The sequence below is a fragment of the Actinomycetospora aeridis genome, from assembly GCF_037400275.1.
Taxonomy (GTDB): Bacteria; Actinomycetota; Actinomycetes; order Mycobacteriales; family Pseudonocardiaceae; genus Actinomycetospora; species Actinomycetospora aeridis.
Window position 1 is genome coordinate 714,948 of record NZ_JBBEGL010000003.1, and the last position, 26,042, is coordinate 740,989.

Genomic DNA, 26,042 nt, shown 5'->3' on the forward strand with positions numbered 1-26,042 from the left:
GCGACGGAGATGATCCTCACCGACGACGACCGCCGCCTCCGGGACGGCGACGAGGGCCCGGCGGTGGCGGCCGCGATGGACCTGCTGGTCCGCTACGGCGAGGCCCTGGACGCCGAGCGCCTGTGCGACGTCCGCAACGTCGCGGGCACCACGACCCAGCCCTCGCCGGTGAAGGCCCGCCTCGTCGCCGAGGGCGGCTGGGACCGGGCGTTCTCGCTGATCAACCTCGACGCCGACGAGACGCTGCCGATCCCGCCGATGGCCGTCCCGACCTGCCAGCTCCAGCACGGGTTCGGCCGCGACGCGGTCGGTGTCGTCCCCTACGCCCCCGAGATGGTCGCGCTGCAGGACGACGGCGAGGCGTTCGTCGGGGCGCGCGGGGTCTCGGTGCTCGCCACCTGCACGCCGTACCAGGTCGGCAATCTGCCGGTGCGCGGCGAGCACTGCGCGTGGATGGAGTCCTCGGCGGTCGTCTACGCCAACAGCGTGCTCGGCGCCCGGACCAACTGCGAGGGCGGCGCCTCGACCGGCGCCGCGAGCCTCACCGGCCGGATCCCGTGCTGGGGCAACCACCGCGACGACGAGCGTCTCGGCACCCACCACGTGCGCGTCGAGACCCGGGTCGCGACCTTCCTCGACTGGGGCCTGCTCGGCTACGCCGTCGGCGACGCCGTGCAGGAGGGCCGGCCCGTCGTCACCGGCGACCTCGCGCTCCCGGACCTCACCGACCTCAAGCACTTCGGCGCGGCCGCGGCCTCGTCGGGCGGGGTGGAGATGTACCACGTCCCCGGCGTCACGCCGGAGGCGGCGAGCACCGAGGCGGCCCTCGGGGGCCGGCGGCCGCGGGACACCCTCGTCTTCGGCGCGACCGAGCGCCGCGCGGCCTACGACCGGCTCAACGACCAGGGCACGCGCGAGGACGTCGACTTCGTCCTCCTCGGCTGCCCGCACGCCTCGCTGGACCAGCTCCGCGACGCCGCCCGCGCCCTCGACGGCCGGCGCCTCGCCGACGGCACCGAGCTGTGGATCATGGCGCCGCGGGCGCTGGCGGCCGTCGCCGAACGCTCCGGGTACACCGCGGTGATCGAGGCCGCCGGCGGGCGGGTGCTCACCGACTCGTGCCCGGCGATGTCGCGCACCGCTCCCGCCGGCACCCGGGTGTTCGCCACCGACTCGGCCAAGCAGGCGCACTACCTGCCGGCGATCCTCGGGATCGAGGCGTGGTTCGGCACCACCGCGGAGTGCGTCGACGCTGCGGTGACCGGCCGCTGGCGGGGTGAGCTGCGGTGACCGACCTCCAGCGCCCCGGGAGCCGCGCCGGCGTCGTCCTGCGCGGGCGCACCGTCGTGCCCGGCGCCGTCACCGGCGAGGCGCTCGTGTCCCCGGCGACGATCTCCGGCTGGGGCGGCATCGACCCCGCCGGCGGCACGATCATCGAGGCCCGCCACCCCCTGGCCGGGGTCTGCTTCACCGGGAAGATCCTCGTCTTCCCCGGCGCGAAGGGCTCCTCGGGCTGGTCGGGGTTCTTCCAGACCACGCGCCTGCTCGGCACGGCGCCGATCGGGTTGGTCTTCGCGGTCACGACGACGAAGGCGGCGCTCGGGGCCGTGGTCACCCGCGTGCCCGCGCTCGCCGACCTCGATGCCGACCCGGTCGCGGTCCTGCGCACCGGCGACCGCATCCGGCTCGACGCCACGGCCGGGACCGTCGAGCTGCTGGACCGCCCGGACACGACGGTCACGCCCGACGCGAGGGGGGACCGATGAGGGTCGCGGTGATGCGGGCCGACGAGCTCGCCCCCGGCGAGCACCGCGTCGTGCAGGTCGGACGGCGCTCGATCGGGGTGTTCCGGGTCGGCGACGAGTACTACGCGCTGGCCGACCACTGCCCGCACCAGGGCGGTCCGCTGTGCCGGGGCCGCGTCGCGCCGCTCGCCACCGCCGGCGCGCCCGGCGAGGTCGCGCTCGACCCCGACCGACTCTTCGTCGCCTGCCCCTGGCACGGCTGGGAGTACGACGTCACCACCGGCCGGTCGTTCCTCGGCCCGGGGGAGGCGCCGGTGCGCAGCTACCCCGCCGAGGTCGTGCCCGCCGACCCCGCCACGGGCCGCGTCCCCGGCCCCTGGGTCGCGGACACGTACGCGGTGACCGTGGAGGACCGCGTGGTCGTCGTCGACACCTCCGCCCGTCGAGCAGCAGCCCCGGCCGCCGGGGCGCAGGAGGCACCGTGACCGACACCCTCCCCGACGACGTCGCGCCGGCCGGCACCACGCCCCGTCCACGACGCGCGTCCCGCACGCCCGTCGTCGACGCCGACATCCATCCCGCGGTGACGCCGCAGCGCCTGGCCCGCGAGCTGCCCGAGCCGTGGCGGCGCCGCTACGAGCGCTTCGGCGTGCGCGGGGCCCCGCCGCCGGCGATCTACCCGCGGACCCGCAACGGGGGCATGCGCGCGGACTCCCACCCCGCCTCCGGGCCCCCGGGCAGCGACCTCGGGATGCTGCGCGATCAGCTGCTCGACCCCTACGACGTCCTCGCCGGCGTGCTCATCCCGCTGCAGGGCCACACCTGGGGTGCCGAGGAGCCCGACTTCGCCGCCGCCCTGTGCCGGGCGCTCAACGACGTCCTGGTCGCCGACTTCCTCGACCCCGAGCCGCGCCTGCGCGCCAGCATCTGCCTCGCCCACGAGTCGCCCGAGCAGGCCGTCGCCGAGATCGAGCGCCGGGCCGGTGACCCGCGGTTCGTCCAGGTCCTCTTCCCGAGCGGCACGCAGCTCCCGCTGACCGACGCCAAGTACCGCCCGGTGCTCGCCGCCGCGGCCGAGGCCGGCCTGCCGATCGGGATGCACCTCGGCGGCACGGAGGGCCACCGCGGTGACGGCTGGCCGTCGTTCTACCTCGAGCAGCACGGCTGGTACGGCAACGCGATGGCGATGGCGCTGACCACGCTGGTCGCCGGGGGCGTGCTCGACGCCGTGCCGGACCTGCGCCTCGTGCTGGTCGAGGGCGGACTGACCTGGGTGCCGTCGGTGCTGTGGGGGCTCGACGAGGCCTGGGCGCGGTTCTCCGACGACGTGCCGTGGCTGCGGCGGCGGCCCTCGGAGATCGTGCGCGAGCGGTGCTGGTTCACCACGCAGCCGATCGACGAGCCGGAGAACCTCGAGCACCTCGCGGTCACGATCCGCCAGAGCGGTCTCGCCGAGCGGATCCTCTTCGCGTCGGACTACCCGCACTGGGACTTCGACGACCCGGTGACGGCGCTGCGTGTCCTCCCGGCCGACCTGCGCCGGCCGATGATGGCCCGCACCGGCGCGGCCCTCTACGGCCTCGAGCTGCCGGAGGGGACGCCGTGACGGCCGGGGCGGGCGGTGTGGGCGGTGTGGGCGGGGCCGTCGACACCGACACCCACGTCGCGCCGGCGTCGCTGGACGCGCTGATGCCCTACCTCGCGCCGTTCTGGCGCGACTACGCCGAGGGCGCCGCCCTGCGCCTCGACCCCGCCCAGGCCGGTGCGTACCCGCCCGGCGCCACCGCCGGGCCCGCCCCGCCGGACGTGGCGACGCTGCGGGAGCGGGTGCTCGACGTGCCCGCCCCGGGCGGGGTGCCGGTGCGGACGGCGGTGCTCAGCGCCACCTCGGCCTTCGACGTCAGCCGCAACCCCTACTACGACGCGGCGCTGTGCGGGGCGCTCAACGACTGGGTGGTCGAGCACTTCCTCGACCGCGACGAGCGCCTGCGCGGGGGCATCGCGGTCCCGTCCGGCGACCCGGAGGCGGCCGTCGCGGAGATCCACCGCCGTGCCGACGACCCACGGTTCGTCCAGGTGCTGCTCCCGGTCCGCGGCCACGACCACCGCTACGGCCACCGCCGCTTCCTGCCCGTGCTCGAGGCCGCCGCCGGCACCGGGCTCGCGGTGACCCTGCACGCGTGGGGCCGGGCGGGGAGCGCGGCGACGCCCACCGGGTTCACCCACACCTACCTCGCCGACTACCTCTCGCAGGGCCACCTCGCCCAGGCCCAGCTGACGAGCCTCGTCGTCGAGGGGGTCCTCGACCGGCTGCCCGGCCTGCGCGTGGTCGTCGCCGAGTGCGGGTTCTCCTGGCTGCCGCCGCTGCTGTGGCGGCTCGACAAGGAGTGGAAGGGCATCTGGCGCGAGGTGCCCTGGGTGCGCCGCCCGCCGTCGTCGTACCTGCGCGAGCAGGTCCGCCTCACCAGCACCCCGGCCCACCTCCCGACCGACCCCGCCGAGCTCGCCGACGCGCTCGAGGTGATCGACGCGGCACGGCTGGTCATGTACGCGGGCGACCACCCCCACGTCCACGGCGACGGCACCGCCCGCCTGCTCGCGGCGCTCGACCCGGCCGCCCGCGCCGCGGTCCTGGGCGGGACCGCCGAGGACTTCCTGCTCGGCCGCGGTCGCGGCACCGGCTCGTCCACCCCATCGCACCGGCGCGAGGAGGCCCCCCGATGACCCCCACCCGAAGGCTTCGCCGACCGTGGTTCCGCGCGCTCGCCGGCGTGCTCGTCGCGTGCGCGGTCCTCGCCGGCTGCGGGGAGGGCGACACCACCGACGACGGCCGGCAGCGGATGACGTTCCTCAACATCCTGCCGATCGAGTCGCTGTCCTACGCTCCGGAGCTCATCGCGGACACCCGCGGGTTCTTCGCCGCCCGCGGGCTGGAGGTCCGGTTCGAGGCCACGCAGGGCTCCGCGCCGGCGATCCAGACGCTGCTCGCCGGGTCGGCGGAGATCAGCCGCATCGGTGACATCGAGACGATGATCGCGGCGGGCAACCGCCAGGCGCCCCTGGTCGGGATCGGCGAGGTCATCCACCGCGGCACGATCCGGGTGATCTCGGCGAACGGCGACCCGATCACCCAGCCCGCCCAGCTGCGCGGCAAGCTCATCGGGACCCCGTCGGAGGGCGGGACGAGCTCGATCACCCTCGACCTGCTCGCCGCGTCGGCGGGCGTGCCCCCGGCCGAGGTCCGCCGCCAGGTGGTCGGGCTCGCGCCCGGCGTGTTCGACCTGCTCACCGCCGGCCGCGTCGACGGCTACATGGTCTCCCTGGACACCGCGGTGCTCCTGCAGCGCACGCGCCCGCAGGCCGTCGTCCTCGACCCCAACCAGTCGATCACGGCGGGTTCGCAGATCTACGCCACCTCGGCGCAGACCACCCGGGATCCCGCCGAGCAGGACAAGCTGCGCCGCTACCTCGCCGCGATCGACGACGCGGTGCGGTTCATCGTCGCCGACGAGGCCACCGGGTTCGCCGGGACCATGGCCGCGATCGGCGGGAAGTACCAGGTGCCGGCACTCCGCGACCCCGAGACGGCGCGCCTCGCGCTCGCGGCCTACGTCGACTCCTACACCGCGGGCGAGAGCCTCACCGGCATCTCGCCCCAGCGCTGGCAGCAGACCTACGGCGAGATCGTCGGGGTCGGGCAGCTCCCCGCGGGCCTCGACCCGAACCGGTGGCTCGACACCACGCTCGCGCCCGCGGCGCCGTCCTGACCCGCACCGATGCCGACCGGACACCCACCGCACCAGGCCAGGAGGCGGCGATGACGCAGCAGACCCGCACGGCGACCGCGACACCACCACCGACATCACCGCAGGCACCACCACCGACCCCCGCCGGACCCGACGAGTTCGACGGCCGCGACACGGATCGCCCCGGCGACCCGCGGGCCGTCGGGCTGCGGGTCGCGGGCGTCGACAAGACCTACAGCACGCGGCGCGGCGACGTGCACGCCCTGTCGGACATCGACCTCGAGGTGGGCCGGGGCGAGTTCGTCTCGCTGGTCGGGCGCTCGGGGTGCGGGAAGACGACGCTGCTGCGGGTCCTGTCGGGCCTGCTCGCGCCGACCGCGGGCACCGTGGAGGCCGGGGAACGCCCCGCGTGGGTGGCGGGACGCCGCGACGACGCGGTGTTCGCGGAGTTCGGCCTCGTGTTCCAGGAGGCCAACCTCTTCCCGTGGTTCACCGTGGTCGACAACGTCGCGCTGCCGCTCAAGCTGCGCGGGGTGGGCCGGGCGGAGCGGCGGGCCCGGGCGACCGAGCTGTGCGCGACCGTCGGCCTCACCGGGTTCGAGGACTCCTACCCCCGCGAGCTCTCGGGCGGGATGCGCCAGCGGGCGGCGATCGCCCGGGCGCTGGCGTGCGACCCGTCGGTGCTGCTCATGGACGAGCCGTTCGGCGCACTGGACGCCATGACCCGCGACAGGATGAACCTCGAGCTGCAGCACATCCACGCGGTCTCGGGGACGACGGTGGTGTTCGTGACGCATTCGATCAGCGAGGCGGTGTTCCTCGCCGACCGTGTCGTGCTGCTGACGCCCCGGCCGGGGCGCATCCGGTCCGTGACCCCGATCGACCTGCCCCGGCCGCGCTCGGTCGAGGTCGAGGCCACCGCGGAGTTCGGCGAGCTCGTCGTCGGGCTCCGTCGTCAGCTGGACGAGGAGGACTGAACGGTGACGACCTCGACGCCCCCGACGACCTCACCGACACGGGACATCGACACCCGCACCGACGGCGCCCCGCCGGCGCGTCCCGTCGACGCGGACGCCGCGCCGGCCGAGGGCGAGTCCCCCTGGATGCGGCGGCTGCCGTGGGTCAGCGGGCCGCTCATGCTGGTCGCGCTGCTCGGGATCTGGCAGTTCGCGGTGTCCGTCGTCGGCGTCTCGGAGTTCATCCTCCCCGCGCCCGCGGCCGTCGTCGAAGCGCTCGGCGACCTGTTCGCCGACCCGGACATCGGCGGGCACATCGGCATCACCCTGCTCGAGGTGCTCGCGGGCTTCGGCATCGCGCTCGTGGTCGGGGTCGCCGTCGGCGCGACCCTCGGGCGCATCGCCTGGCTGCAGCGTGCCGTGCAGCCGGCGCTGGTCGCGTTGCAGGTGGTGCCGAAGGTGGCGTTCGTGCCGATCTTCGTCATCTGGTTCGGGTTCGGCCCGACCTCGAAGATCATCATGGCGGCGCTGCTGGCGTTCTTCCCGATCATGCTCAACGTGATGCTCGGGGTGCGCTCGGTGGACCGCGGCCACCGCGACGTCATGCGGGGCCTCGGCGCGAGCCGGTGGGCGACGTTCCGGGACATGGAGCTGCCGACGACGCTGCCCTACGTCTTCGCGGGCGCCGAGGTCGCCATCGTGTTCTCCGTGATCGGCGCGATCGTCGGCGAGTACCTCGGCGGCAGCCAGGGCCTGGGCTACCTCGTCGTGTCGAGCCTCAACGCCCTCGACGCGCCCCGGCTGTTCGCCGTGATCGTCCTGCTCGCGGTGCTGGGCTCGCTGCTCTACGTCGCGGTGACGACGGTGAAGAAGCTCGTCATCCCCTGGCACGACTCGGTGCGCACCGAGGTCTGAGCTACACCTCGGGCGGGCGGTACACCGGGATCGCGCCCGGGGCGATGCGGAAGACGAACCGCTCGGCGTCGGGCTGCACCTCGCCGTCGGTCGCGAGCCCTATCGGCGGGCCGACCACGCGCACCGAGAGCCGCGTGCGCGTGTTCCGCACGTACACGCGGCTGCGCGACAGCGTGCCGGCCAGCACCGAGACGACGAACCGGGTGCGCGAGAACGGCACGTCGGCGCGCAGGAACCGCACGTCGAGCACCCGCGCGTCGAGGCGCGGCCGGAACAGCGGCGCCATGCCCCGCGGCTCGTAGCCCCCGTTGCCGACGAACAGCAACCAGATCGTGCGGCGCTTGCCGTCGAGCTCGACGACCAGCGGGGTCGCCTCCGCCAGCACCCGCACGAGCGCGAAGGCCGCGGCGGGCCACTTGCCCCACCGCCCCTCCCAGTCCTCGCGGAGGCGGACCATGTCGGGGTAGCCGCCGAGGCTCGCGGTGTTGACGAACGCGAGGGTCCGGTCGTCCGAACCGCCGGACCCCCCGGCCGGGGTCATGTCGACCATGCCGACGTCGACCTGCACGGCCTCGCCGTCACGGGCGGCGGCCAGCGCCGCGGGCGTGTCGTCGATCCCGACGTCGCGGGCGAAGTGGTTGAGCGTCCCCTCCGGCAGCACCACCAGGGGTACCCGACGGCGCTGGGCCAGCCCGGCGAGCGCGGCGACCGACCCGTCCCCGCCGGCGACACCGACGGCCCGGGGCGCCTCCCCGTCGGGGGACGGCCGGTCGAGGGCGGCCTCGACCTCCTCGACGAAGTCCACGCCCGGCTCCGGCACGATGACCTGGGCGCGGGGGAGCACCTCGTGGATCGCCGACGGCGGGTCCGGCGGGCCGGGGGTGTCGTCCTCCTCGGGCCCCTCGCCGACGCCCAGCACCGGCGCCACGATCTGCCCGAGCGTCTCGAGCGGGCCGGGCGTCCCCGCCGACGGGTTGGCGACGACCACGAGGCCGGAGCCGTCGCCGAGCGCGGGCGCGTCACCGGCCGGGCGGGCGCGCGCCGGCGCGTGGCGCACGACCGGCCACCAGCGCCGGGTCAGCACCGCCACCCCGGCGCCCAGCGCCGCGCCGGCCAGGACGTCCTCGACCGTGCGCTCCCCGAGCACCACCCTGGCCGTCGAGACGCCGACCGCCACGGGCGCGAGCGCGGCCCCGACCAGCGGCGATTCCATGGCCGCGGCCGTGACGAAGGCCGACGACGACGCGGCGTGCGCCGACGGGAAGCGTCGGCCCCAGGGGCGGGCGCGGGGGAGCAGGGGCTTGGCGAGGGCGTGGGCGATCGCCGAGGTCGCCGCCGCCGCCATGACCCCGCGGACCCCGGCGCGCCGGCGCGGGCCCCTCCCCGAGGCGAACAGGCCGCCGGCCGCGACGGCCCAGAGCAGCCCGCGGTCGGCGGTGCGGTCGAGGCGGCGCATCCAGCGCGAGCCGACGGGGGAGCGGTGCGCCGGCCGGACGGCGGGTGGGGTCACGGACGCGGTCCCGGTCAGCGTGCCGTGGCGCGGTGCGGCCACAGCGCCTCGTCGCGGCGGTAGACCGGCACGGGGTGGTCGGCGACCCGGTAGCGCAGGCGCCGGCCGCGTCCCACGACCTCCCCGTCGGCGGCGACGTCGACCGGGCCGTCGAGCAGCTCGATGTCCAGCGATCGCATGGCGCTCTCCTGGTAGATCCTGTTGTGCCCGAGCACGCCGGTGGCGAGCGCGACGAACGCCCGTACCCGGGCCAGGGGCCGGTCGGCGCGCAGGTAGCGGACCTCCAGCACGCCGGTGTCGAGCCGGGGCCGGTACGAGGGCACCATCCCGGTCGGCACGTAGGGCCCGTTGCCGACGAACAGCATCCACACCGAGCGCTCCACGCCGTTGAGGCGGACCCGGATGGGCCGGCTGCGCGCGAGGGTGACCAGCAGCGCGGCGACGGCCGAGGGCCATTTGCCCCACCGCGGCTGCCACGTCTCGCGGAGCCGGACCATCTCGGGGTAGCCGCCGAACGCCGAGGTGTTGACGAAGACGATCCGCTGGGGTTCCTGGCGGCCCTCGACGTCCGCGTGCACCCGCAGCTCGCCGAGGTCGACCGCGACGGCCTCGCCCGCGCCGGTGGCGTCGATCGCCTCCTGGGTGTCGTAGACGCCGACGTCGCGCCCGAAGTGGTTGAGCGTGCCCGCCGGGACCACCGCGAGCGGCAGGTCGAGGTCCTCGGCGACGCGGGCGGCCGCGGCCACGGACCCGTCGCCGCCCGCGATGCCGAGGGCCCGGACCCCGGGCTCGCCCGCGGCGTCGGTGAGCGTCTCGGCGAGGTCGGCGCCGTCCTCGAGGCGCAGGACGCGGGCGCGGGGGAGGGCCTCGACCAGCTCGTCGTACGGGTCGACGCCGGCGCGCCCGGAGCGGCTGTTCACCAGCATCACCAGGCCGTCGCCCTCGGGCAGCGACGGGGCGCCGGCGACGGGGCGGGCCGCCGCCTCGTCGATGTCGCGCACCGGCAGCCAGCGCTTCGTGGCCAGCGCGGCGCCCGCGCCGAGGGCGACGCCGGCCGCGACGTCGCTCGTCCAGTGCACCCCGACGTGGATGCGGGAGTAGGCGACGGTCGCCGCGAGGGGCACGACCCAGGTCGCGGCCTTGGGGCTCTCCATGGCCACGGCGGTGGCGAACGCGGCGGCGGAGGCCGCGTGCCCGGACGGGAACGACGACGAGGTGGGCGGGTCGTCGAGCGACCGGTAGGTCGGCAGCAGCTCGGCGGCGGGGCGCCGGCGGGGGACCAGCGGCTTGAGCACGCCGTTGGCGAGCAGGCTCGCGCCGGCGATCGCGAGCACCCCGCGCAGCCCGCCGCGCCGGGTGTGGCGCGTGCCGGCCGCCAGCGCCGCGGCCACCGCGAACCAGAGCTTGCTGTGGTCGGCGCTGCGGCTCAGCGCGGCCAGCGCAGGGTCGGCAGCCGAATAGGGGAGGTCACCGATGGCCGTGGTGATCCGGCAGTCCTGCTCGTTGACGTCGGCGAGTCGTCGCCTGCTGCCGCGGGCGCCCTGCCGCACCCGGCGGCCCACACCGCGTGAGATGTCCGATGCCAGTTCTCGTGCCGGGAGCGCCACGGCACCGACCGTAGTGATCCGGGGTGCCGGGACTCGTGATGGGCCGTGACGGCGGGTGACGCGGCGCGTCACAGGGGCCACAACCGGGGGTGTGCTGGCCTAGGGTGGAGGGATGCAGCGGAGGATTTACGGGGTCGAGACCGAGTTCGGTGTCACCTGCACCTTCCACGGCCAGCGACGCCTCTCGCCCGACGAGGTGGCCCGCTACCTGTTCCGCCGGGTCGTGTCCTGGGGACGGTCGTCGAACGTGTTCCTCCGCAACGGGTCGCGCCTCTACCTCGACGTGGGCAGCCACCCCGAGTACGCCACCGCCGAGTGCGACTCGCTGACCCAGCTCGTCGCCCACGACAAGGCGGGCGAGCGGATCCTCGAGGATCTCCTGCTCGACGCCGAGCGCCGCCTCGCCGACGAGGGCATCGGCGGCGACATCTTCCTGTTCAAGAACAACACCGACTCGGCGGGCAACTCCTACGGCTGCCACGAGAACTACCTGGTGGGCCGGTCGGGCGAGTTCTCCCGCATCGCCGACGTGCTGCTGCCCTTCCTCGTGACCCGCCAGCTCATCGCCGGCGCCGGGAAGGTGCTGCAGACCCCGCGGGGCGCGGTGTTCTGCCTCTCCCAGCGGGCCGAGCACATCTGGGAGGGCGTCTCGTCGGCGACCACGCGGTCGCGCCCCATCATCAACACCCGCGACGAGCCGCACGCCGACGCCGAGCGCTACCGGCGCCTGCACGTCATCGTCGGCGACTCGAACATGTCCGAGGTCACCACGCTGCTCAAGGTGGGCACCACCCACCTCGTGCTCGAGATGATCGAGCAGGGCGTGCAGTTCCGGGACTTCACGCTCGACAACCCGATCCGCGCCATCCGCGAGATCAGCCACGATCTCTCCGGACGCCGTCCGGTGCGCCTCGCCGGCGGCCGGGAGGCGAGCGCGCTGGACATCCAGCGCGAGTACCACGCACGGGCCGTCGAGCACGTCGCCCGCCGCGGGTCCGACCCCGTCACCGACCGCGTGATCGAGCTCTGGGGCCGCACGCTCGACGCCGTCGAGCGCCAGGACCTCTCGCTCATCGACCGCGAGATCGACTGGGCGATCAAGCACCGGCTCGTCCAGCGCTACCGCTCGCGCAACGACCTGGGCCTGTCGAGCCCCCGCGTCGCGCAGCTCGACCTCGCCTACCACGACATCCGGCGCGGCCGCGGCGTGTTCGACCTGCTGCAGCGCAAGGACATGGTCGACCGCGTCACCGACGACGGCGAGATCGAGGCCGCCAAGGACACGCCGCCCCAGAGCACGCGCGCCAAGCTGCGCGGCGACTTCATCGCGGCGGCCCAGGCCGCGGGTCGGGACTTCACCGTGGATTGGGTGCACCTCAAACTGAACGACCAGGCCCAGCGAACCGTCCTCTGCAAGGACCCCTTCCGCGCGGTCGACGAACGCGTGGACCGGCTGATCGCGACCTTGTAACCGCGGCCACGTCGGCGGCGTGCGTCGGGGGCGCACGAGGTAACCGGAACGCGCACTGACCGACGACGCCCGAGGACGGCACGAGAACTCGATGGAGCACCAGCCCCGCACCTCCCGCCTCCACGGCCCCGTGGCGGCGCCGAGCACGACGCACGACGGCGCGTCCGCCCCGGTCGACACCTCGGCCGAGGGCACGGTCCTCGGTGGGCGCTACCGGATCGGCGAGTGCATCGGGGCCGGCGCCATGGGCGTGGTCTTCACGGCGTGGGACCGGCGTCTGCGGCGGACGGTGGCGGTCAAGCAGCTCGCGGTGCGGGGCCACCACGACGCCACCGAGGCGCGGATCGCGCGGGCGCGGGCGATGCGCGAGGGCCGGATCGCCGCGCGCGTGGTGCATCCGCGGGCCATCGCGGTGTTCGACGTGGTGGTCGACGGCGACCGTGGCGCCGGACGCGGTCCGTGGCTGGTCATGGAGTACCTGCCGTCGCGCTCGCTGGCCGCGGTCCTCGCCGAGCAGGGGCCGCTCGAGCCCGCCGAGGCCGCGTGGATCGGCGCGCAGGTCGCCGACGCCCTCGGCGCCGTGCACGAGGCCGGCATCGTCCACGGCGACATCAAGCCCGGCAACGTCCTCATCGCCGACGACGGCGTCGCGAAGATCACCGACTTCGGCGTCTCGCGCGCCAGCTGGGACACGACGTCCACCGGCGGCGGGATGGTCGCGGGCACGCCGGGCTACTTCGCCCCGGAGGTCGCCCGCGGCGGCGACCCGTCGCCGGCCTCGGACGTGTTCTCCCTCGGCGCCACCCTCTACGCCGCGGTCGAGAACGAGCTCGTCTGCGGGCGGCTCGACAACACCCTCGCCGTCCTGCACGCGATGGCGGAGGGCCGCCTGCGCCCCGCGGCCCGCGCGGGCGTGCTGGGACGCCCGCTCGCGGCGATGCTGCGGCTCGACCCGGCGCACCGGCCCGCGACCGGCGCCGTGGAGCGCGCGCTGCGGGCCCGGGCCGGCACCCGGCCGTTCGTCCCGGCGCCGCGCGCGGAGGCCTCGGCGGAGACCACCGGGGCCGGGGAGGCCGGGGACGCCGGTGACGTCGCGGTCCCGGCCCCGCGTCCCGCCGGCACCGTGGACCTGCCCGCGACGGGCCCGGCGGTGGCCGGGGCCCGCGACGGGATCGATCCCGTGCCCGCTCCCGTCGTGCCGGACCTCGCGGCGAGCCCGGAGCGCATCGGCGGTGCCGCCGCGGCCGGCGCGGCGGCCTCGCTCGCCCGGCCCGGGTCGTCGCCGTCCGCCGCCGTGGCCACCCCCACCCGCGCCCCCGGCACCGACCGTCGCCGTCCCGCGCGGCGGGTCGTCACCCGGCGCGGTGCCGCGGTGGCCGCGGCGTCGGCGCTCGCGCTGGCCGGCGGGATCGGTGTCGCGGTCGCCACCTCGGGGAGCAGCGGGAGCACGCTCGCCGCACCGCCGCCGGCACCGGCCCCGACCTCGGCGGATCCGGCGTCCGCGCCGTCCGACCCCCTCGGCGGCAGCGCCCCGACCCCGAGCGTCGCGGCCCCGCTCTCGCCGGTCGACCCGGCCGACCCGCCGTCGTCCGGCGACCCGGCCACCGTCGTCGTCGACTACTACGCGTCCCTGCCGGGCGACCTCGACCGCGCCTGGGCCGTGCTCTCCCCGCGCGCGCAGGACGACTCGGGCGGCTACGAGGGCTACCAGCGCTTCTGGTCCGGGATCCGCGAGGTCCGCACCTCGAACGTCACCGTGCGCGGCGACACCGTCACCGCCGACATCGAGTTCACCACCGCCGGCGGGCGCACGAGCCGCGAGAACTACCGGTTCGAGGTCGACCGGGACGACGACGGGCAGGTGCGCATCCAGCGTGCCCAGCGCAGCAGCGACTCGAGCTGACACGTCTCCCGGCGCGCCGGGCCGGTCGTTCGAACACGTGGGCGAGGGCTCGGTAGGCTCACGCCCGTGACGACCAGCCCGTCCGCGCGCGCCGAACGCCTGGTCAACCTGGTGCTCTGCCTGCTCTCGACGCGCCAGTACCTCAGCGCCGAGCGCATCCGGGCCACGGTGCCGGGCTACGCGGACGTCGCGTCGGACGAGGCGTTCTTCCGGATGTTCGAGCGCGACAAGGCCGAGCTGCGTGAGCTGGGCGTCCCGCTCGAGACCGGACGCTCGTCGATGGCCGAGCCCGTCGACGGCTACCGCATCGCCCGCGGCCACTACGAGCTGCCCGACATCGACCTCGCGCCCGACGAGGCGACGGCGGTCGCCCTGGCCGCCCGGCTGTGGGACTCCCCGGCGCTGGCGGGGGCCGCGCGGTCGGCCCTGCAGAAGCTGCGCGCGGCCGGCATCGCGGTCGACCCCGACGCCGCGTCGGCCGTCCAGCCCCGGCTCCGGGCCGCCGAGCCGGCGTTCGCGCCGCTGCTCGCGGCCAGCCGGGCCGGGCGCGTCGTCACCTTCACCCACCGGTCGAACCCCACCGCCGAGGCCCGGACGCGCACCGTCGAACCGTGGGGCGTCGTGTCCTGGCGGGGGCGCTGGTACCTGGTCGGCCACGACCGCGACCGCGACGACGTGCGCTGCTTCCGCCTCTCGCGCATCGGCGACGACGTCCGCGCGGTCGGCGCCCGCGGCGCGGTGACCCCGCCGGCCGACCTCGACCTCGTCGCGCTCGTCGCCGCGTCCGCCGGCCCGCCGCCGCCGTCGGGCACGGCGCGGGTCCGGCTGGTCCCGGGGCGTGCCGAGGGGCTGCGGCGTGGGTCGCGACCCGACCCCGGCGGCGACCCCGACGTCGTCGAGATCGACCTGTCGCGCGTCGACACCGCCGCGCGCTGGGTGGCCGCGTACGGCCCGGACGCCGTGGTGCTCGAGCCGCCGGAGCTGCGCAAGGCCGTGGTCGCGCTGCTGCGGGGGACGCTCGCCGGCGTGGACACCGTCGAGGCGGGGAGCGTCCGATGACCGCCGGTGTGTCCGAGCGGCTACCGCGCCTGCTCACGCTCGTGCCCTACCTGCTCGCCCGCCCCGGCATCGCGGTGGCCGAGGCCGCCGCGGACTTCGGGGTCGGCGAGGCCCAGCTGCGCCGCGACCTCGAGCTGCTCTGGATGTGCGGGCTGCCCGGCTACGGTCCGGGGGACCTGGTCGACCTGTCGTTCGAGGGCGACACCGTGACGGTCACGTTCGACGCCGGGATGCGCCGTCCGCTGCGGCTCTCGGGCGCCGAGGCGGCGACCCTCGCGGTGGCCCTGCGGGCGCTCGCGGACGCGCCTGGCATGGTCGACGCCGACGCCGTCCAGCGGGCCCTGGCCAAGATCGAGGACGCCGCGGGCCGGGTCGGCCCGGTCCCCGACGAGTCCGCCGAGCCGGCGGGCGAGGGCACGGCCGTCGTCGCCGTCGGGCTGGGCCGCCGCCCCGGAGGGGCCGAGGACGAGGTCCGCCGGGCCGTCGAGACCGGCCGTGCCCTGCGGCTGACCTACTACTCGGCGTCGCGCGACGCGGTCGGGCGCCGCGTGGTCGACCCGATGCGCCTGCTGCTCGTCGACGCCTCCGCCTACCTCGAGGCGTGGTGCCGGCGCGCCGAGGGCGTGCGGCTCTTCCGTCTCGACCGGGTCGACGACGCGGAGGTCCTCGACGAGCCCGCCGCCCCGCCACCGGGGGCCCGGGGCCGCGAGGGCTCGGGGGAGGACCTCCTGCGCCCCGACGACGGCGCGCACGTCGCCGCGCTCGTGCTGCGCCCCGCGGCGCGCTGGGTCGCCGAGTACTACCCGGTCGAAGACCTGCACGCCGACGACGACGGTTCCGCCCGCGTGACCATGCGCTACGGCGACCGCGACTGGATGGTGCGCCTGCTGCTGGGCCTCGGCGACGCCGTCGACGTCCTCGCCCCGCCCGACCTCGTCGAGGCCCGCCGCGCCCGGGCCCGCGAGGCGCTGGCGGCGTACGGCGAGGACGACTGAGTCGCGGACAGGCGTTCACCGCCCGGTCACCCCGTCCCGTTAGGGTCTGCGGCGTGCCGTACCTGTGGAGCGTCGTGGTGGTGCTCGTGGCACTCGTCGGGCTCGGTCTCGTGGTCGGCGCGCTGCTCGGGCCGGTCAAGCGGTTCGTCCTGGTCTCCGGCGTGGCGCGGGAGCAGATCGGCCGCGACACCGGGTTGATCACGGCGCGGCTGGCCGCGCTCAAGGTCCGCCTCGCCGAGCGGCGCGCGTAGCATCGGCAGCACCGTGGAAGGAGCCACACCGTGAGCGAATGGGTCATCGTCGCGATCGTCGGCGTGGTGCTGCTGTTCAGCGCCAAGAAGCTGCCCGACATGGCACGCGGGCTGGGCCAGTCCATGCGCATCTTCAAGGCCGAGACGCGCGGCCTGCGCGAGGACGAGAAGGCCGAGAAGGGCACGGCCGAGCCGCAGGCCCCGGGCCGCGCACTCGACGAGGCGCCGACCGGCACCAACGGCACAGTGCCCGCGAGCCAGGACTCCCCGGCCACGCGTCCGGGCTCCAGCTCGTCCTGAGGTGACGGCGCCCGGGTCCCGCGCCCGGTGGTGGCGCAGCCTGCGCTGGCCCGGAGCGCGCCGTCGGGGCAACCCCGACGGCACGATGACGCTCGTCGAGCACATCTACGAGCTGCGCCGGCGCCTCGCCATCGCGCTGCTCGCCGTCGCGCTCGGCACGGTGCTCGGGTTCATCTGGTACACGTCGTACCCCTTCGGCCTGCCCTCGCTCGGCCAGATCCTCACCGAGCCCTACTGCGCGCTCCCGCCGGAGAACCGCGTGCAGCTCGGCGGCGGCGAGCAGTGCCGCCTCGTCGCGTTCGGGGTGTTCGAGCAGTTCGTGCTGCGCCTGCAGGTCGCGGCGACGGCCGGGGCGCTGCTGTCGAGCCCGATCTGGTTCGCCCAGATCTGGGGCTTCATCACCCCGGGGCTGTACGCGAAGGAGAAGCGCTTCGCGTACACCTTCGTCACCGGCGCCGTGGTCCTGTTCACCGCGGGCGCGGTCCTCGCCTACTTCGTCGTCACCCAGGCGCTGCAGTTCCTGTTCACCATCGGCGGCGACATCCAGGCGACCGTCCTGCGCGGGTCGGACTACTTCAGCCTGCTGCTCGCGCTGCTGGTCATCTTCGGGGTGAGCTTCGAGCTCCCGCTGCTGGTGATCATGCTCAACCGCGTCGGGGTGGTCGGCTACGACCAGCTCAAGCGGTGGCGCCGGGGTCTCGTGTTCGGGCTGTTCGTCTTCGCCGCCGTGGCGACCCCGGGGCAGGACCCCATCTCGATGCTCGCCCTCGGCGTCTCGCTGGTGCTGCTGCTCGAGTTCGCCATCCAGGTGGCCCGGGTGCACGACAAGCGGGAGGCACGACGGCGTCTCGAGCAGGGCTGGGACGGCCTCGACCCGGACCAGCCCTCGCCGCTGGACGATCGCCTCGGCTCCACGACCCCCGCGCCGGGACCGGCGCCGCGGATCCAGCCGGTGGACAGGACCGACCGGAGTGACGGCGGGTCGGCCGACCGGTGGGACGTCACCTGAGCCAGCGGCACGTCGTCCCGATGTGTCAGTGTGGGTGGGTGGCCACCCGCTCTCCCGCCGAGGCCTATGAGCAGGCTCGCACCCGCGCCGCACATCCCCAGCTCGGCCGCTTCACCACGGGGCTCTCGTTCGAGCTCGACGACTTCCAGCGCCGTTCCTGCGCGGCCCTCGAGCAGGGCCACGGCGTGCTGGTCTGCGCGCCCACCGGCGCCGGCAAGACCGTCGTCGGCGAGTTCGCGGTGCACCTCGCGCTGGCCCGCGGGCAGAAGTGCTTCTACACGACGCCGATCAAGGCCCTGTCGAACCAGAAGTACGCCGACCTCGTCGAGCGCCACGGCGCGGACGCCGTCGGCCTGCTGACCGGCGACGCCGCGATCAACGGCAACGCCCCCGTGGTCGTCATGACCACCGAGGTGCTGCGCAACATGCTCTACGCCGAGTCGTCGGCGCTCGAGGGCCTCGCCTACGTGGTGATGGACGAGGTGCACTACCTCGCCGACCGCTTCCGCGGCGCCGTGTGGGAGGAGGTCATCCTCCACCTGCCCGAGCACGTGCAGATCGCCTCGCTGTCCGCGACGGTCAGCAACGCCGAGGAGTTCGGCGACTGGCTCGTCACCGTCCGCGGCGACACCACCGTCGTCGTCGACGAGACCCGACCGGTGCCGCTGTGGCAGCACATGGTCGTCGGGCACCGCATGTTCGACCTGTTTGCCGAGGAACGCCGAGGCGGCGCGGCCACCCTCAAGGTCGACCCCACGCTCGTGCGCGCCGTCGCCGAGGTCGACCGCGGACCCGCGGTGCGCGGTGGGCGCGGCCGCTCGGGCCCGCCGGGCCGCGACCGGCGCGGGGGACCGGGAGGCCGCCAGGGCCCGCCCGGCCGGGGCGGGCCGTCCGGCTTCCGCCCGCCGTCGCGCGTCGACGTCATCGAGCGTCTCGACGGCGCGGGCCTGCTGCCCGCGATCACGTTCATCTTCAGCCGCGCCGGGTGCGACGCGGCCGTCACGCAGTGCGTGCGCTCCGGGCTGCGGCTCACCGGCCCCGACGACGTCCCGGCGATCCGCGAGGTCGTGGAGCGGCGCACGAGCGGGCTGCCGGACGCCGACCTGGAGGTCCTGGGCTACTGGGAGTGGCGCGAGGGCCTCGAGCGCGGGGTCGCCGCCCACCACGCCGGGATGCTGCCGGCGTTCAAGGAGACCGTCGAGGAGCTGTTCGTCCGCGGGCTCGTGCGGGCGGTCTTCGCCACGGAGACGCTCGCGCTCGGGATCAACATGCCGGCGCGGACCGTCGTCCTCGAGAAGCTCGTGAAGTACAACGGCGAGGCGCACGTCGAGCTGACCCCGGGGGAGTACACCCAGCTCACCGGGCGCGCCGGGCGCCGCGGCATCGACGTCGAGGGCCACGCGGTGGTCGTGTGGACGCCGGGCGTCGACCCCGAGCAGGTCGCGGGGCTGGCCTCGACGCGCACCTACCCGCTGCGCTCGTCGTTCCGGCCCGGCTACAACATGGCCGTCAACCTCGTCGACCGGCTCGGCGTCGAGGACGCCCGCGAGCTGCTCGAGCAGTCGTTCGCGCAGTTCCAGGCCGACCGCAGCGTCGTCGGGCTCGCCAAGCGCCTCGAGCGCAACCGGGAAGCCCTCGCCGGCTACGCCGAGGCCGCCGGCGGGCACTCGGGCGAGGAGAAGGACTTCGCCTCGTTCTCCGAGTACATGGATCTGCGCCGCCGCGTCTCCGACCGGGAGAAGCTGCTCTCGCGTCAGGGTCGCTCGGCGCAGAAGGCCGACGCCGCGACCTCGCTGGAGGCCCTGCGCCCCGGCGACGTCATCGCCGTGCCCGGCGGCAAGCGCGCCGGCCTCGCCGTCGTCCTCGACCCCGGCGTCGACCGCAGTCCGCGCGGCCAGGAGCCGCGCCCGCTCGTGCTCACCGAGGACCGTTGGGCGGGCCGGCTCTCGCTCGGCGACTTCCCCGAGCCCGTGGTCGCGCTCGGCACGATGAAGCTGCCGCGCAAGGTCGACCATCGCGTGCCCCGCGTCCGCCGCGACCTCGCCAACGCGCTGCGGGAGACGGGACTCGAGCCGCCGCTGCGCAACGGATCCTCCCGACGGCGCCGTGGCGCGGCGGACAACGAGGACGCCGAGCTCGCCGCGCTGCGCCGCGCCCTGCGCGCCCACCCCTGCCACGCGCTGCCCGACCGCGACGACCGCGCCCGCTGGTACGAGCGCCACCAGCGCCTCGAGCGCGAGACCGAGCAGCTGCAGTCCCGGGTGCGCTCGACGACGCACTCGCTCGCGCGGAACTTCGACCGCATCCGCGGCCTGCTCACCGAGCGCGGCTACCTCGACGACGCCCGCGACGCCGAGCAGGACGTCACCGACAACGGCCGCCGGCTCTCCCGGCTCTGGGGCGAGTCCGACCTGCTCGTCGCCGAGTGCCTGCGCAGCGGCGTGTGGCGCGGCCTCGGTCCCGCCGAGATCGCGGCGGTCGCGTCGTCGCTCGTCTACGACAGCCGCCGCGACGACGGCGGGGTGCCGCGGGTGCCCGACGACGCCGTCACCGCGGTGGACCAGACCGTGCAGCTCTGGCACGACCTCGTCGCCGACGAGCGGCGCCACCACCTCGACAAGACCCGGGAGCCCGACCTCGGCTTCGCGTGGCCGGTGCACCGCTGGGTGCGGGGCGACTCCCTGGCCACGGTGCTCGCCGGGGCCCGCGCGCACGGCACCGAGCTCTCCGCGGGAGACTTCGTGCGGTGGTGCCGGCAGGTCGTCGACCTGCTGGACCAGATCCGCGCCGTCGCGGGCGGCGGGGACACCGTCGGCCGTGCCGCCGCCGACGCGGTCCGCGCCATCCGCCGCGGCGTCGTCGCCGTCGGAGAGGGATGAGTCGTGAGCGAGCCCCCGGTCGATCCGACCGCCGCGCCCCGATCGCCCTGGGCGCCGCCGGAGCCGGGAGCCGCTGACGACGCCCGGCCGACGGCCGAGCAGGGCACGGGACCGGAGCCGGGCTCGGGGTCGGGCTCGGGGTCGGCGGACGCCCCGTGGGTCGCTCCCGGCGCGGCCTCGCCGGCGGACGCGCCGGAGGATGCGCCGCCCACCCCTCCCACGGGCCAGCAGCAGCCGGGGACGCACTGGGACACCCCCGGGGACAGGGCCTGGGACGCCGGTACGGCGCCGCACCCGGGCGCTCCCGCCGGGTACGGCTCGCCCGGCCCGTACGGCCATGCCCAGCAGCCCGGCCCCGGCCCGGCACCGGGCTGGGGTGGGCCGTCCGGCACCGCCCAGTTCACCCAGCCCGGTCAGCCCGGTCAGCCCGGCCCCGGTGGGCCGGGGACGTGGGCGCCGCCCGGGGGAGGACCGCCCGGGGGAGGACCGCCCGGGTGGGGGCAGCCCGGGCCGGGATGGGGCGGGCCGTACCCGCCGCCGCCGCGCCGGCCGTTCCCCTGGAAGGTCGTCGGGATCGTCGCCGGGGCGGTGCTGCTGGTGGCGCTGATCGTCCTCGGGCTGCTGGCGTTCGTCGTCGGGCCCCGCTTCGCGCGGGTGGACGTGCTCGACGCCGACGCGGTCGCGCAGGGCGTGACGCGGGTCGTCACCGACGAGTGGCACCGCCAGATCTCCGACGTCTCGTGCCCGGCCGACCAGGAGGTCCGCACGGGCGCGCGCTTCACGTGCTCGGCCACGGTGGACGGGCGTCCGGTGCAGGTGCCGGTGTCCGTCGTCGACCCGCAGGGCACGTACTCCGTCGGCCAGCCCCGCTGATGGCCACCCTGGACGACGTCCGCGCCCTCGCGCTGGCGCTGCCGCGGACCGACGAGAAGGTCTCGTGGGGGTCGGCGCACTGGCGCGTGTCATCCAAGGGCTTCGTCTGGGAGCGCCCGCTGCGACGGGCCGACGAGGCCGCGCTCGAGGCGGCGGGCGTCCCGCTGCCCACCGGCGACGTGCTCGGTGTCCGCGTCGCCGACGAGGGCGTCAAGGCGGCCCTCATCGCCGACGATCCCGACGTCTACTTCACGACGCCGCACTTCGACGGCTACCCCGCGGTGCTGGTGCGCCTGGAGCGCATCGGGGCCGACGAGCTGCGCGAGCTCGTCGAGGAGGCCTGGCAGCAGCGCGCGCCGAAGACGGTCGCGGCGGCGTGGCTGGCCGAGCAGGGTCGCCGGGACGGCTAGGGAGCCGGCTCACCCTTGAGCGCGGCGACGAGGCGGTCGACCGAGCCGGTGAGGTTCCAGCGCTCGGAGAGCTCGGCCAGCTTCGCCTCGTCCACCGGCGCGTGGGGCAGGGGGCGGCGCTCGCCGGTCCAGTCGATGGGGGCGTCGGGGGCGACGCGCACGACCTCGGGCGCCTTGACGAGGTACTCGCCGGCCTTCGCCATCTTGGCGCGCACGGCCGAGGACATCCGCTGGTCGGACCGGTCGAGCACCGCACCGATCATCTCGTCCCACGAGCCGAACTTCGACACGACCTGCGCCGCGGTCTTCTCGCCGATCCCGGCGACGCCCGGCAGCCCGTCCGAGGGGTCGCCGCGCAGCATCGCCATCTCGGCGTAGCCGTCACCCGCGCGGGCCGTGGGCACGCCGTAGCGGGCGGCGACGTCCTCGGGGCCGTAGAGCTCGTACTTCGACACCCCGCGGGCGATGTAGACGATCCGCACCGGCGTCGGCTCGTCGCGCACGAGCTGGAGCAGGTCGCGGTCGCCGCTGACCACCTCGATCGCGTCGCTGCTCTCGGTCGCGCACAGGGTGCCGATGACGTCGTCGGCCTCGTAGCCCTCCGCGCCGGCGGTCGGGATCCCCGCGGCGGCGAGCACGTCGAGGATGATGTCGACCTGCGGCCCGAGCTCGGGCGGGGCGGCCTCGGCGTCGGGTGCGCCCCCGACGGGCGAGGACGGGTCGCCCATCGACGGGTCGACGCGGTGTGCCTTGTACGACGGGATCGCGCGCACGCGGAACGCCGGGCGCCAGTCGCGGTCGAGGCAGGCGACGACGCCGCCCGGCTGCCGCTCGCGCACCAGGCGGGCGACCATGTCGCAGAAGCCCCGCGCGGCGTTGACCTGCGTGCCGTCGTCGGCCGTGAGCGAGGCCGGCACCCCGTAGAAGGCCCGGAACCACAGGCTGGCCGAGTCGAGCAGCATCACCGGGGCGTCCATGAACGAGAGCTTCCCACGCTCCGGGCTCGCCCCGACGCCGACGGTCACGGTGCTTGACGTGCCCCTCGGACCAGGAGTGCGCTGGTCGGGGGCCATCGATCCCGGGAGCGGCCATGGACACCGTCGTCGTCGGCGCAGGACCCACGGGACTGGTCAGCGCGGTCGCGCTGGCCCGCCGCGGGCACCGGGTGTCGCTGGTCGACAACGACCCGGGGCCCGGCGACGCCGAGCACTGGTCGCGGCGCGGGGTCATGCAGTTCCACCACCCGCACGGGTTCCGGCCCCAGGCGATCGACGTGATCCGCGCGGAGATGCCCGAGGCCTTCGACGCCCTGCTCGCGCACGGCGCCGTGGCGTTCGCCCCGGACGGCGTGCCGGCCGGGGACGAGGTCCCGCCGGGATCGGGGCTGCGCTGTCGGCGGATGGTCGTGGAGCGCGAGCTGCGCCGGGTCGCAGAGGACGAGCCCGGCGTCACGCGGATCCGGGGCCGCGCCGACGCCGTGCTCGGCGCGCGGGGGCGCGCGACGGGAGTGCGGCTGCGCGACGGGTCGGTGGAGGGGGACCTCGTGCTCGTCGCCACCGGGCGCACCGCGAGCCTCGCCGACGACCTCCGCCCGTCCGGGGACTCCGTCGACTGCGGCCTCGCCTACGTCTCGCGCCAGTACCGCCTGCAGCCCGGGGCCGAGCCCGGGCCCATCACCTCGGTGATCGGCGCGGTCGCGGAGCACGCCGGCTACATCGTCATCGTGTTCCGGCACGATGCGGGCACCTTCTCGACCCTCATCGCCCGCCCGAGCGCCGACCGGCGCCTCGCCGCCCTGCGCCACGAGGCCGCGTGGACGGCCGCCGCCACCGCGATCCCGCTGCTGGCGACCTGGACCGACCCGGCCCGCGCCGCGCCGATCAGCCCGGTGCTGCCGGGCGGTCGGCTGCACAACACCTACCGCGGCCAGCTCGACGCGCGGGGACGGGTGCCGCTGCCCGGCGTCGTGTTCGTCGGCGACAGCGTCTGCACCACCAACCCGACCGCCGGCCGCGGGGTGTCGACCTCGTTGATGCAGGTCGAGCACCTGCTCGCGCTCCTCGACGACGGGGGAAGCGACCCGGAAGGGCTCACGCTCGCCCAGGACGCGTGGTGCGGCGACCACATCCGGCCCTGGTTCCTCGACCACCTCGCCACCGACGCGGCCCAGACCGCGCGCTGGGCGGGCGAGGACGTCGACCCGGCCCGGCCACCGACGTCCGACCTCGTCGTCTCGGCGACCGCGGTCGACCCCTCGTTGATGGCCGTGGTCGGGCCCTACCTGGCGATGCGGGCCCTGCCCGACTCGCTGACCGCGGTGCACCCGCGGGTCCAGGAGATCTACGCCTCCGGGTGGCGGCCACCGGTGGCGGCGGGCCCGTCGGTGGACGAGCTCGCCGGGATCGTCGGGGCCGCCGCGGGGGCGGCGGCGCCGGACGTCCCCGCGGCGCCGGCCGCCCCGGACACCCCGGCCAGGGCCCTCGCGTAGCCGGCCCCGGCCGCGAGCAGCACGAGCCCGGCCCCCAGGAACGCCGCGACCCGCGCCAGCCCGTCGAGGGCGGTCAGGTCGAAGAACACGAGCTTCACGACGGCCGCGACCACCAGCACCCCACCGAGGACCCGCGGCAACGACGACTGCAGGCCGCGGACGAGCAGCACGAGGGCGGCGGCGGTCCAGCCCACGGTGACGAGGACGTGGCCGGCGAGGAAGGCATCGCGGGTCGGGGAGACGAGCAGCGCGCTCGTCACCACCGTGCCGGTCGCCCCGTAGAGCCCGACCACGCCGAGCCAGGCGGCGGCGACCGCCGTCTGCGTCCGGTCGCGCAGCGCGCCGAGGCGGGTGAGCGCGAACAGACCCGTGGCGGCGACCGCGACGAGCAGCACGGACGTCCCGAGCGCGCCGACCAGCTCGCCCACGACGCCCGACGTGGCCGTGCCGCCGGGTGCGGTGAGGACGAACGGGCGCGTGGGGAAGTCCGCGACAAGGTCCGGCGGCGCGTCGACGGCGAGGGCGACGAGCCCGCCGACGAGGGCGAGCACGCCGGCGGCCACGAGCGGGCCGGTGCGGCGGACGACGGCCGCGGCGACCGCGAGCACGGTGGCCTCGGCGAGCAGCGGCACCGAGGCCGGGCCGGAGTCCATCGCGATGAGGGTCGCGACGAGCAGCGCGGCGGTGCCGCCCGTGCCCGCCACGAGCGCGAGCGCGCGGTGCCCGACGGGCGCGGCGGCGCGGTCGAGGGCCACGACCGCGAGGAGCAGGACCACGGCGACCCCGCCGGCGACCAGCGTGCCCGGCACGCGGGCCAGGCCCGGCGCCACGAGCAGGACCGGGAGCACGGGCAGGCCGAGCAGCGTCGCGGCGACGGCGCGGCCCGGCGCCCCGACGGCGACCGCGGTGGCGCCGCCGGCCGCGAGGACGGCCAGCACCGCGACGGTGGTCGGCAGGTCGGAGAACGTGGCACCGGCGAGGAACCGGATCGCGGCGCCCAGGGCGGCGAGCGTGCTCGCGACGGTCGCGACCGCGGCCACGAGCGGCCACGCCTGGCGGCGGGCGACGACGACGGCGGCCACCTGGGCGGCCAGCAGGACCGCGACGAGCGTGGGCGTCGGCGCGCCCACCACGAGCGGCGCGGCGAGGGCGGACGCGACGAGCACGCCGAGCGCGAGACCCCGGTGGCGCCAGCGGTCCGCGAGCGCGAGGCCGCCGGCGGTCACGACGAGGGCCAGGGGCGCCCCGACCGCGAGGGGCAGGAAGTCGAAGAGCGCCACGGCGGCCACGTCGGCGAGGAAGAGCGCGGCGACCCCGGTGGCGACGAGCGCGACGGCCCCGGCGGGCGTCTCCTGCGGGAGTGGGAGCGCAGCGGGGCTCGACCCGTGGATCCGTCCGGCCCGGCGACGGACCCACGCCCCGACGCCCACCAGCGCCAGGCCCAGCACCGCGCCGCCGATCACGCGCGCCTCCGGGCCGAACCATCCGCGCCCGGCGGCCAGGACCAGCAGCATGACCACGCCGAGCACGGTGGTCGCGCCGCCGGTGACGGCGAGCAGCCGCGCCGGCGTCCAGGTCACGCGGGGGGTGCGGGGCGGACGCGAGGGGCGGCCGGGACCACGGTGTGGCGGCGGTGGCACGGGGTGCGGGGCCCACGCGGGCGGGGGAGCCCAGGCGGTGGGTGGCGCCCAGGCCGGCACCGGGGTGGACGGGGGAGCGGGTGGGGCCGGTGCCGGTGTGCTCGCCGGCCGCAGGGTCTGCAGGACCCCGCGGATCCGGTCGACCTCCCGGCCGAGACCGGCGAGGTCGCCGTCGAGGCGGGCGAGGAGCGCGTCCTGCGACACCGGGCTGTTCATGACACCGGAGCGTCCCGGAACGCGGTCCGGGCACCCAGGGGACATCTACTCAACCCGCCGCGAGGGTCG

General features: G+C 76.1%; 22 protein-coding genes and 1 pseudogene. 19 read left to right on the plus strand and 4 right to left on the minus strand.

From position 1 onward, the window contains the following. Positions 1 to 9: 9 nt before the first annotated feature. Genes WCD41_RS13960 through WCD41_RS13995 form a run of 8 tightly spaced genes read left to right on the plus strand, consistent with a single transcriptional unit; the run spans position 10 to position 7,362 of the window. Positions 10 to 1,290, plus strand: coding sequence for an aconitase X (locus WCD41_RS13960; protein WP_337714017.1), 1,281 nt, complete (start codon positions 10 to 12; stop codon positions 1,288 to 1,290). Next, complete coding sequence (locus tag WCD41_RS13965) at positions 1,287 to 1,766, plus strand: aconitase X swivel domain-containing protein (protein WP_337714018.1); 480 nt, start codon at positions 1,287 to 1,289, stop codon at positions 1,764 to 1,766. Before WCD41_RS13960 ends, WCD41_RS13965 begins: the two co-directional genes overlap by 4 nt. Continuing rightward, positions 1,763 to 2,230: a Rieske (2Fe-2S) protein gene (locus tag WCD41_RS13970; protein ID WP_337714019.1), complete on the plus strand. Its 468-nt coding sequence runs from the start codon at positions 1,763 to 1,765 to the stop codon at positions 2,228 to 2,230. The genes WCD41_RS13965 and WCD41_RS13970 overlap by 4 nt, the downstream gene beginning before the upstream one ends. After that, a complete protein-coding gene (locus WCD41_RS13975; RefSeq protein ID WP_337714020.1) occupies positions 2,227 to 3,351 on the plus strand; it encodes an amidohydrolase family protein in 1,125 nt (374 codons plus the stop codon). The genes WCD41_RS13970 and WCD41_RS13975 overlap by 4 nt, the downstream gene beginning before the upstream one ends. Continuing rightward, on the plus strand, positions 3,348 to 4,469 hold the full coding sequence (locus WCD41_RS13980) for an amidohydrolase family protein (protein WP_337714021.1): 1,122 nt from the start codon (positions 3,348 to 3,350) through the stop codon (positions 4,467 to 4,469). Before WCD41_RS13975 ends, WCD41_RS13980 begins: the two co-directional genes overlap by 4 nt. Beyond that, complete coding sequence (locus WCD41_RS13985; RefSeq protein WP_337714022.1) at positions 4,466 to 5,512, plus strand: ABC transporter substrate-binding protein; 1,047 nt, start codon at positions 4,466 to 4,468, stop codon at positions 5,510 to 5,512. The genes WCD41_RS13980 and WCD41_RS13985 overlap by 4 nt, the downstream gene beginning before the upstream one ends. A 50-nt stretch (positions 5,513 to 5,562) precedes the next feature. Then, positions 5,563 to 6,468: an ABC transporter ATP-binding protein gene (locus WCD41_RS13990; RefSeq protein WP_337714023.1), complete on the plus strand. Its 906-nt coding sequence runs from the start codon at positions 5,563 to 5,565 to the stop codon at positions 6,466 to 6,468. Between the two features lie 3 nt (positions 6,469 to 6,471). Further along, positions 6,472 to 7,362 (plus strand): ABC transporter permease, encoded by an 891-nt coding sequence (locus tag WCD41_RS13995; protein ID WP_337714024.1) that lies wholly within the window; start codon positions 6,472 to 6,474, stop codon positions 7,360 to 7,362. Position 7,363: 1 nt separating this feature from the next. Here WCD41_RS13995 and WCD41_RS14000 read toward each other — a convergent pair whose 3' ends face one another. Both WCD41_RS14000 and WCD41_RS14005 read right to left on the minus strand, forming a co-directional pair. After that, on the minus strand, positions 7,364 to 8,914 hold the full coding sequence (locus WCD41_RS14000) for a diacylglycerol/lipid kinase family protein (RefSeq protein WP_337714025.1): 1,551 nt from the start codon (positions 8,912 to 8,914) through the stop codon (positions 7,364 to 7,366). Beyond that, on the minus strand, positions 8,887 to 10,422 hold the full coding sequence (locus WCD41_RS14005) for a bifunctional phosphatase PAP2/diacylglycerol kinase family protein (protein WP_444876303.1): 1,536 nt from the start codon (positions 10,420 to 10,422) through the stop codon (positions 8,887 to 8,889). Before WCD41_RS14005 ends, WCD41_RS14000 begins: the two co-directional genes overlap by 28 nt. Positions 10,423 to 10,591: 169 nt before the next feature. On the opposite strand from WCD41_RS14005, the gene pafA reads away from it, so the two are divergent. From pafA to WCD41_RS14055, 10 genes are all read left to right on the plus strand, one after another. Beyond that, on the plus strand, positions 10,592 to 11,950 hold the full coding sequence (gene pafA / locus WCD41_RS14010) for a Pup--protein ligase (RefSeq protein WP_133828696.1): 1,359 nt from the start codon (positions 10,592 to 10,594) through the stop codon (positions 11,948 to 11,950). Between the two features lie 91 nt (positions 11,951 to 12,041). Further along, positions 12,042 to 13,853, plus strand: a complete 1,812-nt coding sequence (locus tag WCD41_RS14015; RefSeq protein ID WP_337714027.1) for a serine/threonine-protein kinase — start codon at positions 12,042 to 12,044, stop codon at positions 13,851 to 13,853. A 66-nt stretch (positions 13,854 to 13,919) separates the two neighbouring features. After that, positions 13,920 to 14,912, plus strand: a complete 993-nt coding sequence (locus WCD41_RS14020) for a helix-turn-helix transcriptional regulator (RefSeq protein ID WP_337714028.1) — start codon at positions 13,920 to 13,922, stop codon at positions 14,910 to 14,912. Next, positions 14,909 to 15,907 carry a helix-turn-helix transcriptional regulator gene (locus tag WCD41_RS14025; RefSeq protein ID WP_337714029.1) on the plus strand — a complete coding sequence of 333 codons (999 nt, stop codon included), beginning with the start codon at positions 14,909 to 14,911 and terminating at the stop codon, positions 15,905 to 15,907. The genes WCD41_RS14020 and WCD41_RS14025 overlap by 4 nt, the downstream gene beginning before the upstream one ends. A gap of 53 nt (positions 15,908 to 15,960) precedes the next feature. Beyond that, positions 15,961 to 16,158 carry a hypothetical protein gene (locus WCD41_RS14030; protein WP_337714030.1) on the plus strand — a complete coding sequence of 66 codons (198 nt, stop codon included), beginning with the start codon at positions 15,961 to 15,963 and terminating at the stop codon, positions 16,156 to 16,158. 30 nt (positions 16,159 to 16,188) lie between these two features. Beyond that, complete coding sequence (tatA, locus tag WCD41_RS14035; protein WP_337714031.1) at positions 16,189 to 16,458, plus strand: Sec-independent protein translocase subunit TatA; 270 nt, start codon at positions 16,189 to 16,191, stop codon at positions 16,456 to 16,458. An 85-nt stretch (positions 16,459 to 16,543) separates the two neighbouring features. Next, positions 16,544 to 17,467 (plus strand): twin-arginine translocase subunit TatC, encoded by a 924-nt coding sequence (tatC, locus tag WCD41_RS14040; RefSeq protein WP_373695140.1) that lies wholly within the window; start codon positions 16,544 to 16,546, stop codon positions 17,465 to 17,467. Positions 17,468 to 17,505: 38 nt separating this feature from the next. After that, a complete protein-coding gene (locus WCD41_RS14045) occupies positions 17,506 to 20,346 on the plus strand; it encodes a DEAD/DEAH box helicase (RefSeq protein ID WP_337714033.1) in 2,841 nt (946 codons plus the stop codon). 3 nt (positions 20,347 to 20,349) lie between these two features. Next, on the plus strand, positions 20,350 to 21,219 hold the full coding sequence (locus WCD41_RS14050) for a DUF4333 domain-containing protein (protein ID WP_337714034.1): 870 nt from the start codon (positions 20,350 to 20,352) through the stop codon (positions 21,217 to 21,219). Further along, positions 21,219 to 21,629 (plus strand): MmcQ/YjbR family DNA-binding protein, encoded by a 411-nt coding sequence (locus WCD41_RS14055; RefSeq protein ID WP_337714035.1) that lies wholly within the window; start codon positions 21,219 to 21,221, stop codon positions 21,627 to 21,629. The genes WCD41_RS14050 and WCD41_RS14055 overlap by 1 nt, the downstream gene beginning before the upstream one ends. On the opposite strand, the gene WCD41_RS14060 is transcribed toward WCD41_RS14055, so the two are convergent. After that, positions 21,626 to 22,591: a 5'-3' exonuclease gene (locus tag WCD41_RS14060; RefSeq protein WP_337714232.1), complete on the minus strand. Its 966-nt coding sequence runs from the start codon at positions 22,589 to 22,591 to the stop codon at positions 21,626 to 21,628. The two genes, WCD41_RS14055 and WCD41_RS14060, sit on opposite strands and share 4 nt — an antisense overlap. A gap of 128 nt (positions 22,592 to 22,719) precedes the next feature. Between WCD41_RS14060 and WCD41_RS14065 the strand changes: the two are divergent. Beyond that, positions 22,720 to 23,706, plus strand: a pseudogene (locus WCD41_RS14065) (NAD(P)/FAD-dependent oxidoreductase); the annotation flags it as partial. Positions 23,707 to 23,969: 263 nt separating this feature from the next. On the opposite strand, the gene WCD41_RS14070 reads toward WCD41_RS14065, so the two are convergent. Then, positions 23,970 to 25,973 (minus strand): DUF2339 domain-containing protein, encoded by a 2,004-nt coding sequence (locus tag WCD41_RS14070; RefSeq protein WP_444876300.1) that lies wholly within the window; start codon positions 25,971 to 25,973, stop codon positions 23,970 to 23,972. Between the last annotated feature and the right edge of the window lie 69 nt (positions 25,974 to 26,042).

Coding starts and splice junctions, on each gene's coding strand:
- WCD41_RS13960 (WP_337714017.1), top strand. CDS start 10: ATGATCCTCACCGACGACGACCGCCGCCTCCGGGACGGCGACGAGGGC.
- WCD41_RS13970 (WP_337714019.1), top strand. CDS start 1,763: ATGAGGGTCGCGGTGATGCGGGCCGACGAGCTCGCCCCCGGCGAGCAC.
- WCD41_RS13985 (WP_337714022.1), top strand. CDS start 4,466: ATGACCCCCACCCGAAGGCTTCGCCGACCGTGGTTCCGCGCGCTCGCC.
- WCD41_RS13990 (WP_337714023.1), top strand. CDS start 5,563: ATGACGCAGCAGACCCGCACGGCGACCGCGACACCACCACCGACATCA.
- pafA (WP_133828696.1), top strand. CDS start 10,592: ATGCAGCGGAGGATTTACGGGGTCGAGACCGAGTTCGGTGTCACCTGC.
- WCD41_RS14015 (WP_337714027.1), top strand. CDS start 12,042: ATGGAGCACCAGCCCCGCACCTCCCGCCTCCACGGCCCCGTGGCGGCG.
- WCD41_RS14025 (WP_337714029.1), top strand. CDS start 14,909: ATGACCGCCGGTGTGTCCGAGCGGCTACCGCGCCTGCTCACGCTCGTG.
- tatC (WP_373695140.1), top strand. CDS start 16,544: ATGACGCTCGTCGAGCACATCTACGAGCTGCGCCGGCGCCTCGCCATC.
- WCD41_RS14055 (WP_337714035.1), top strand. CDS start 21,219: ATGGCCACCCTGGACGACGTCCGCGCCCTCGCGCTGGCGCTGCCGCGG.
- WCD41_RS14060 (WP_337714232.1), bottom strand. CDS start 22,591: ATGCTGCTCGACTCGGCCAGCCTGTGGTTCCGGGCCTTCTACGGGGTG.
- WCD41_RS14070 (WP_444876300.1), bottom strand. CDS start 25,973: ATGAACAGCCCGGTGTCGCAGGACGCGCTCCTCGCCCGCCTCGACGGC.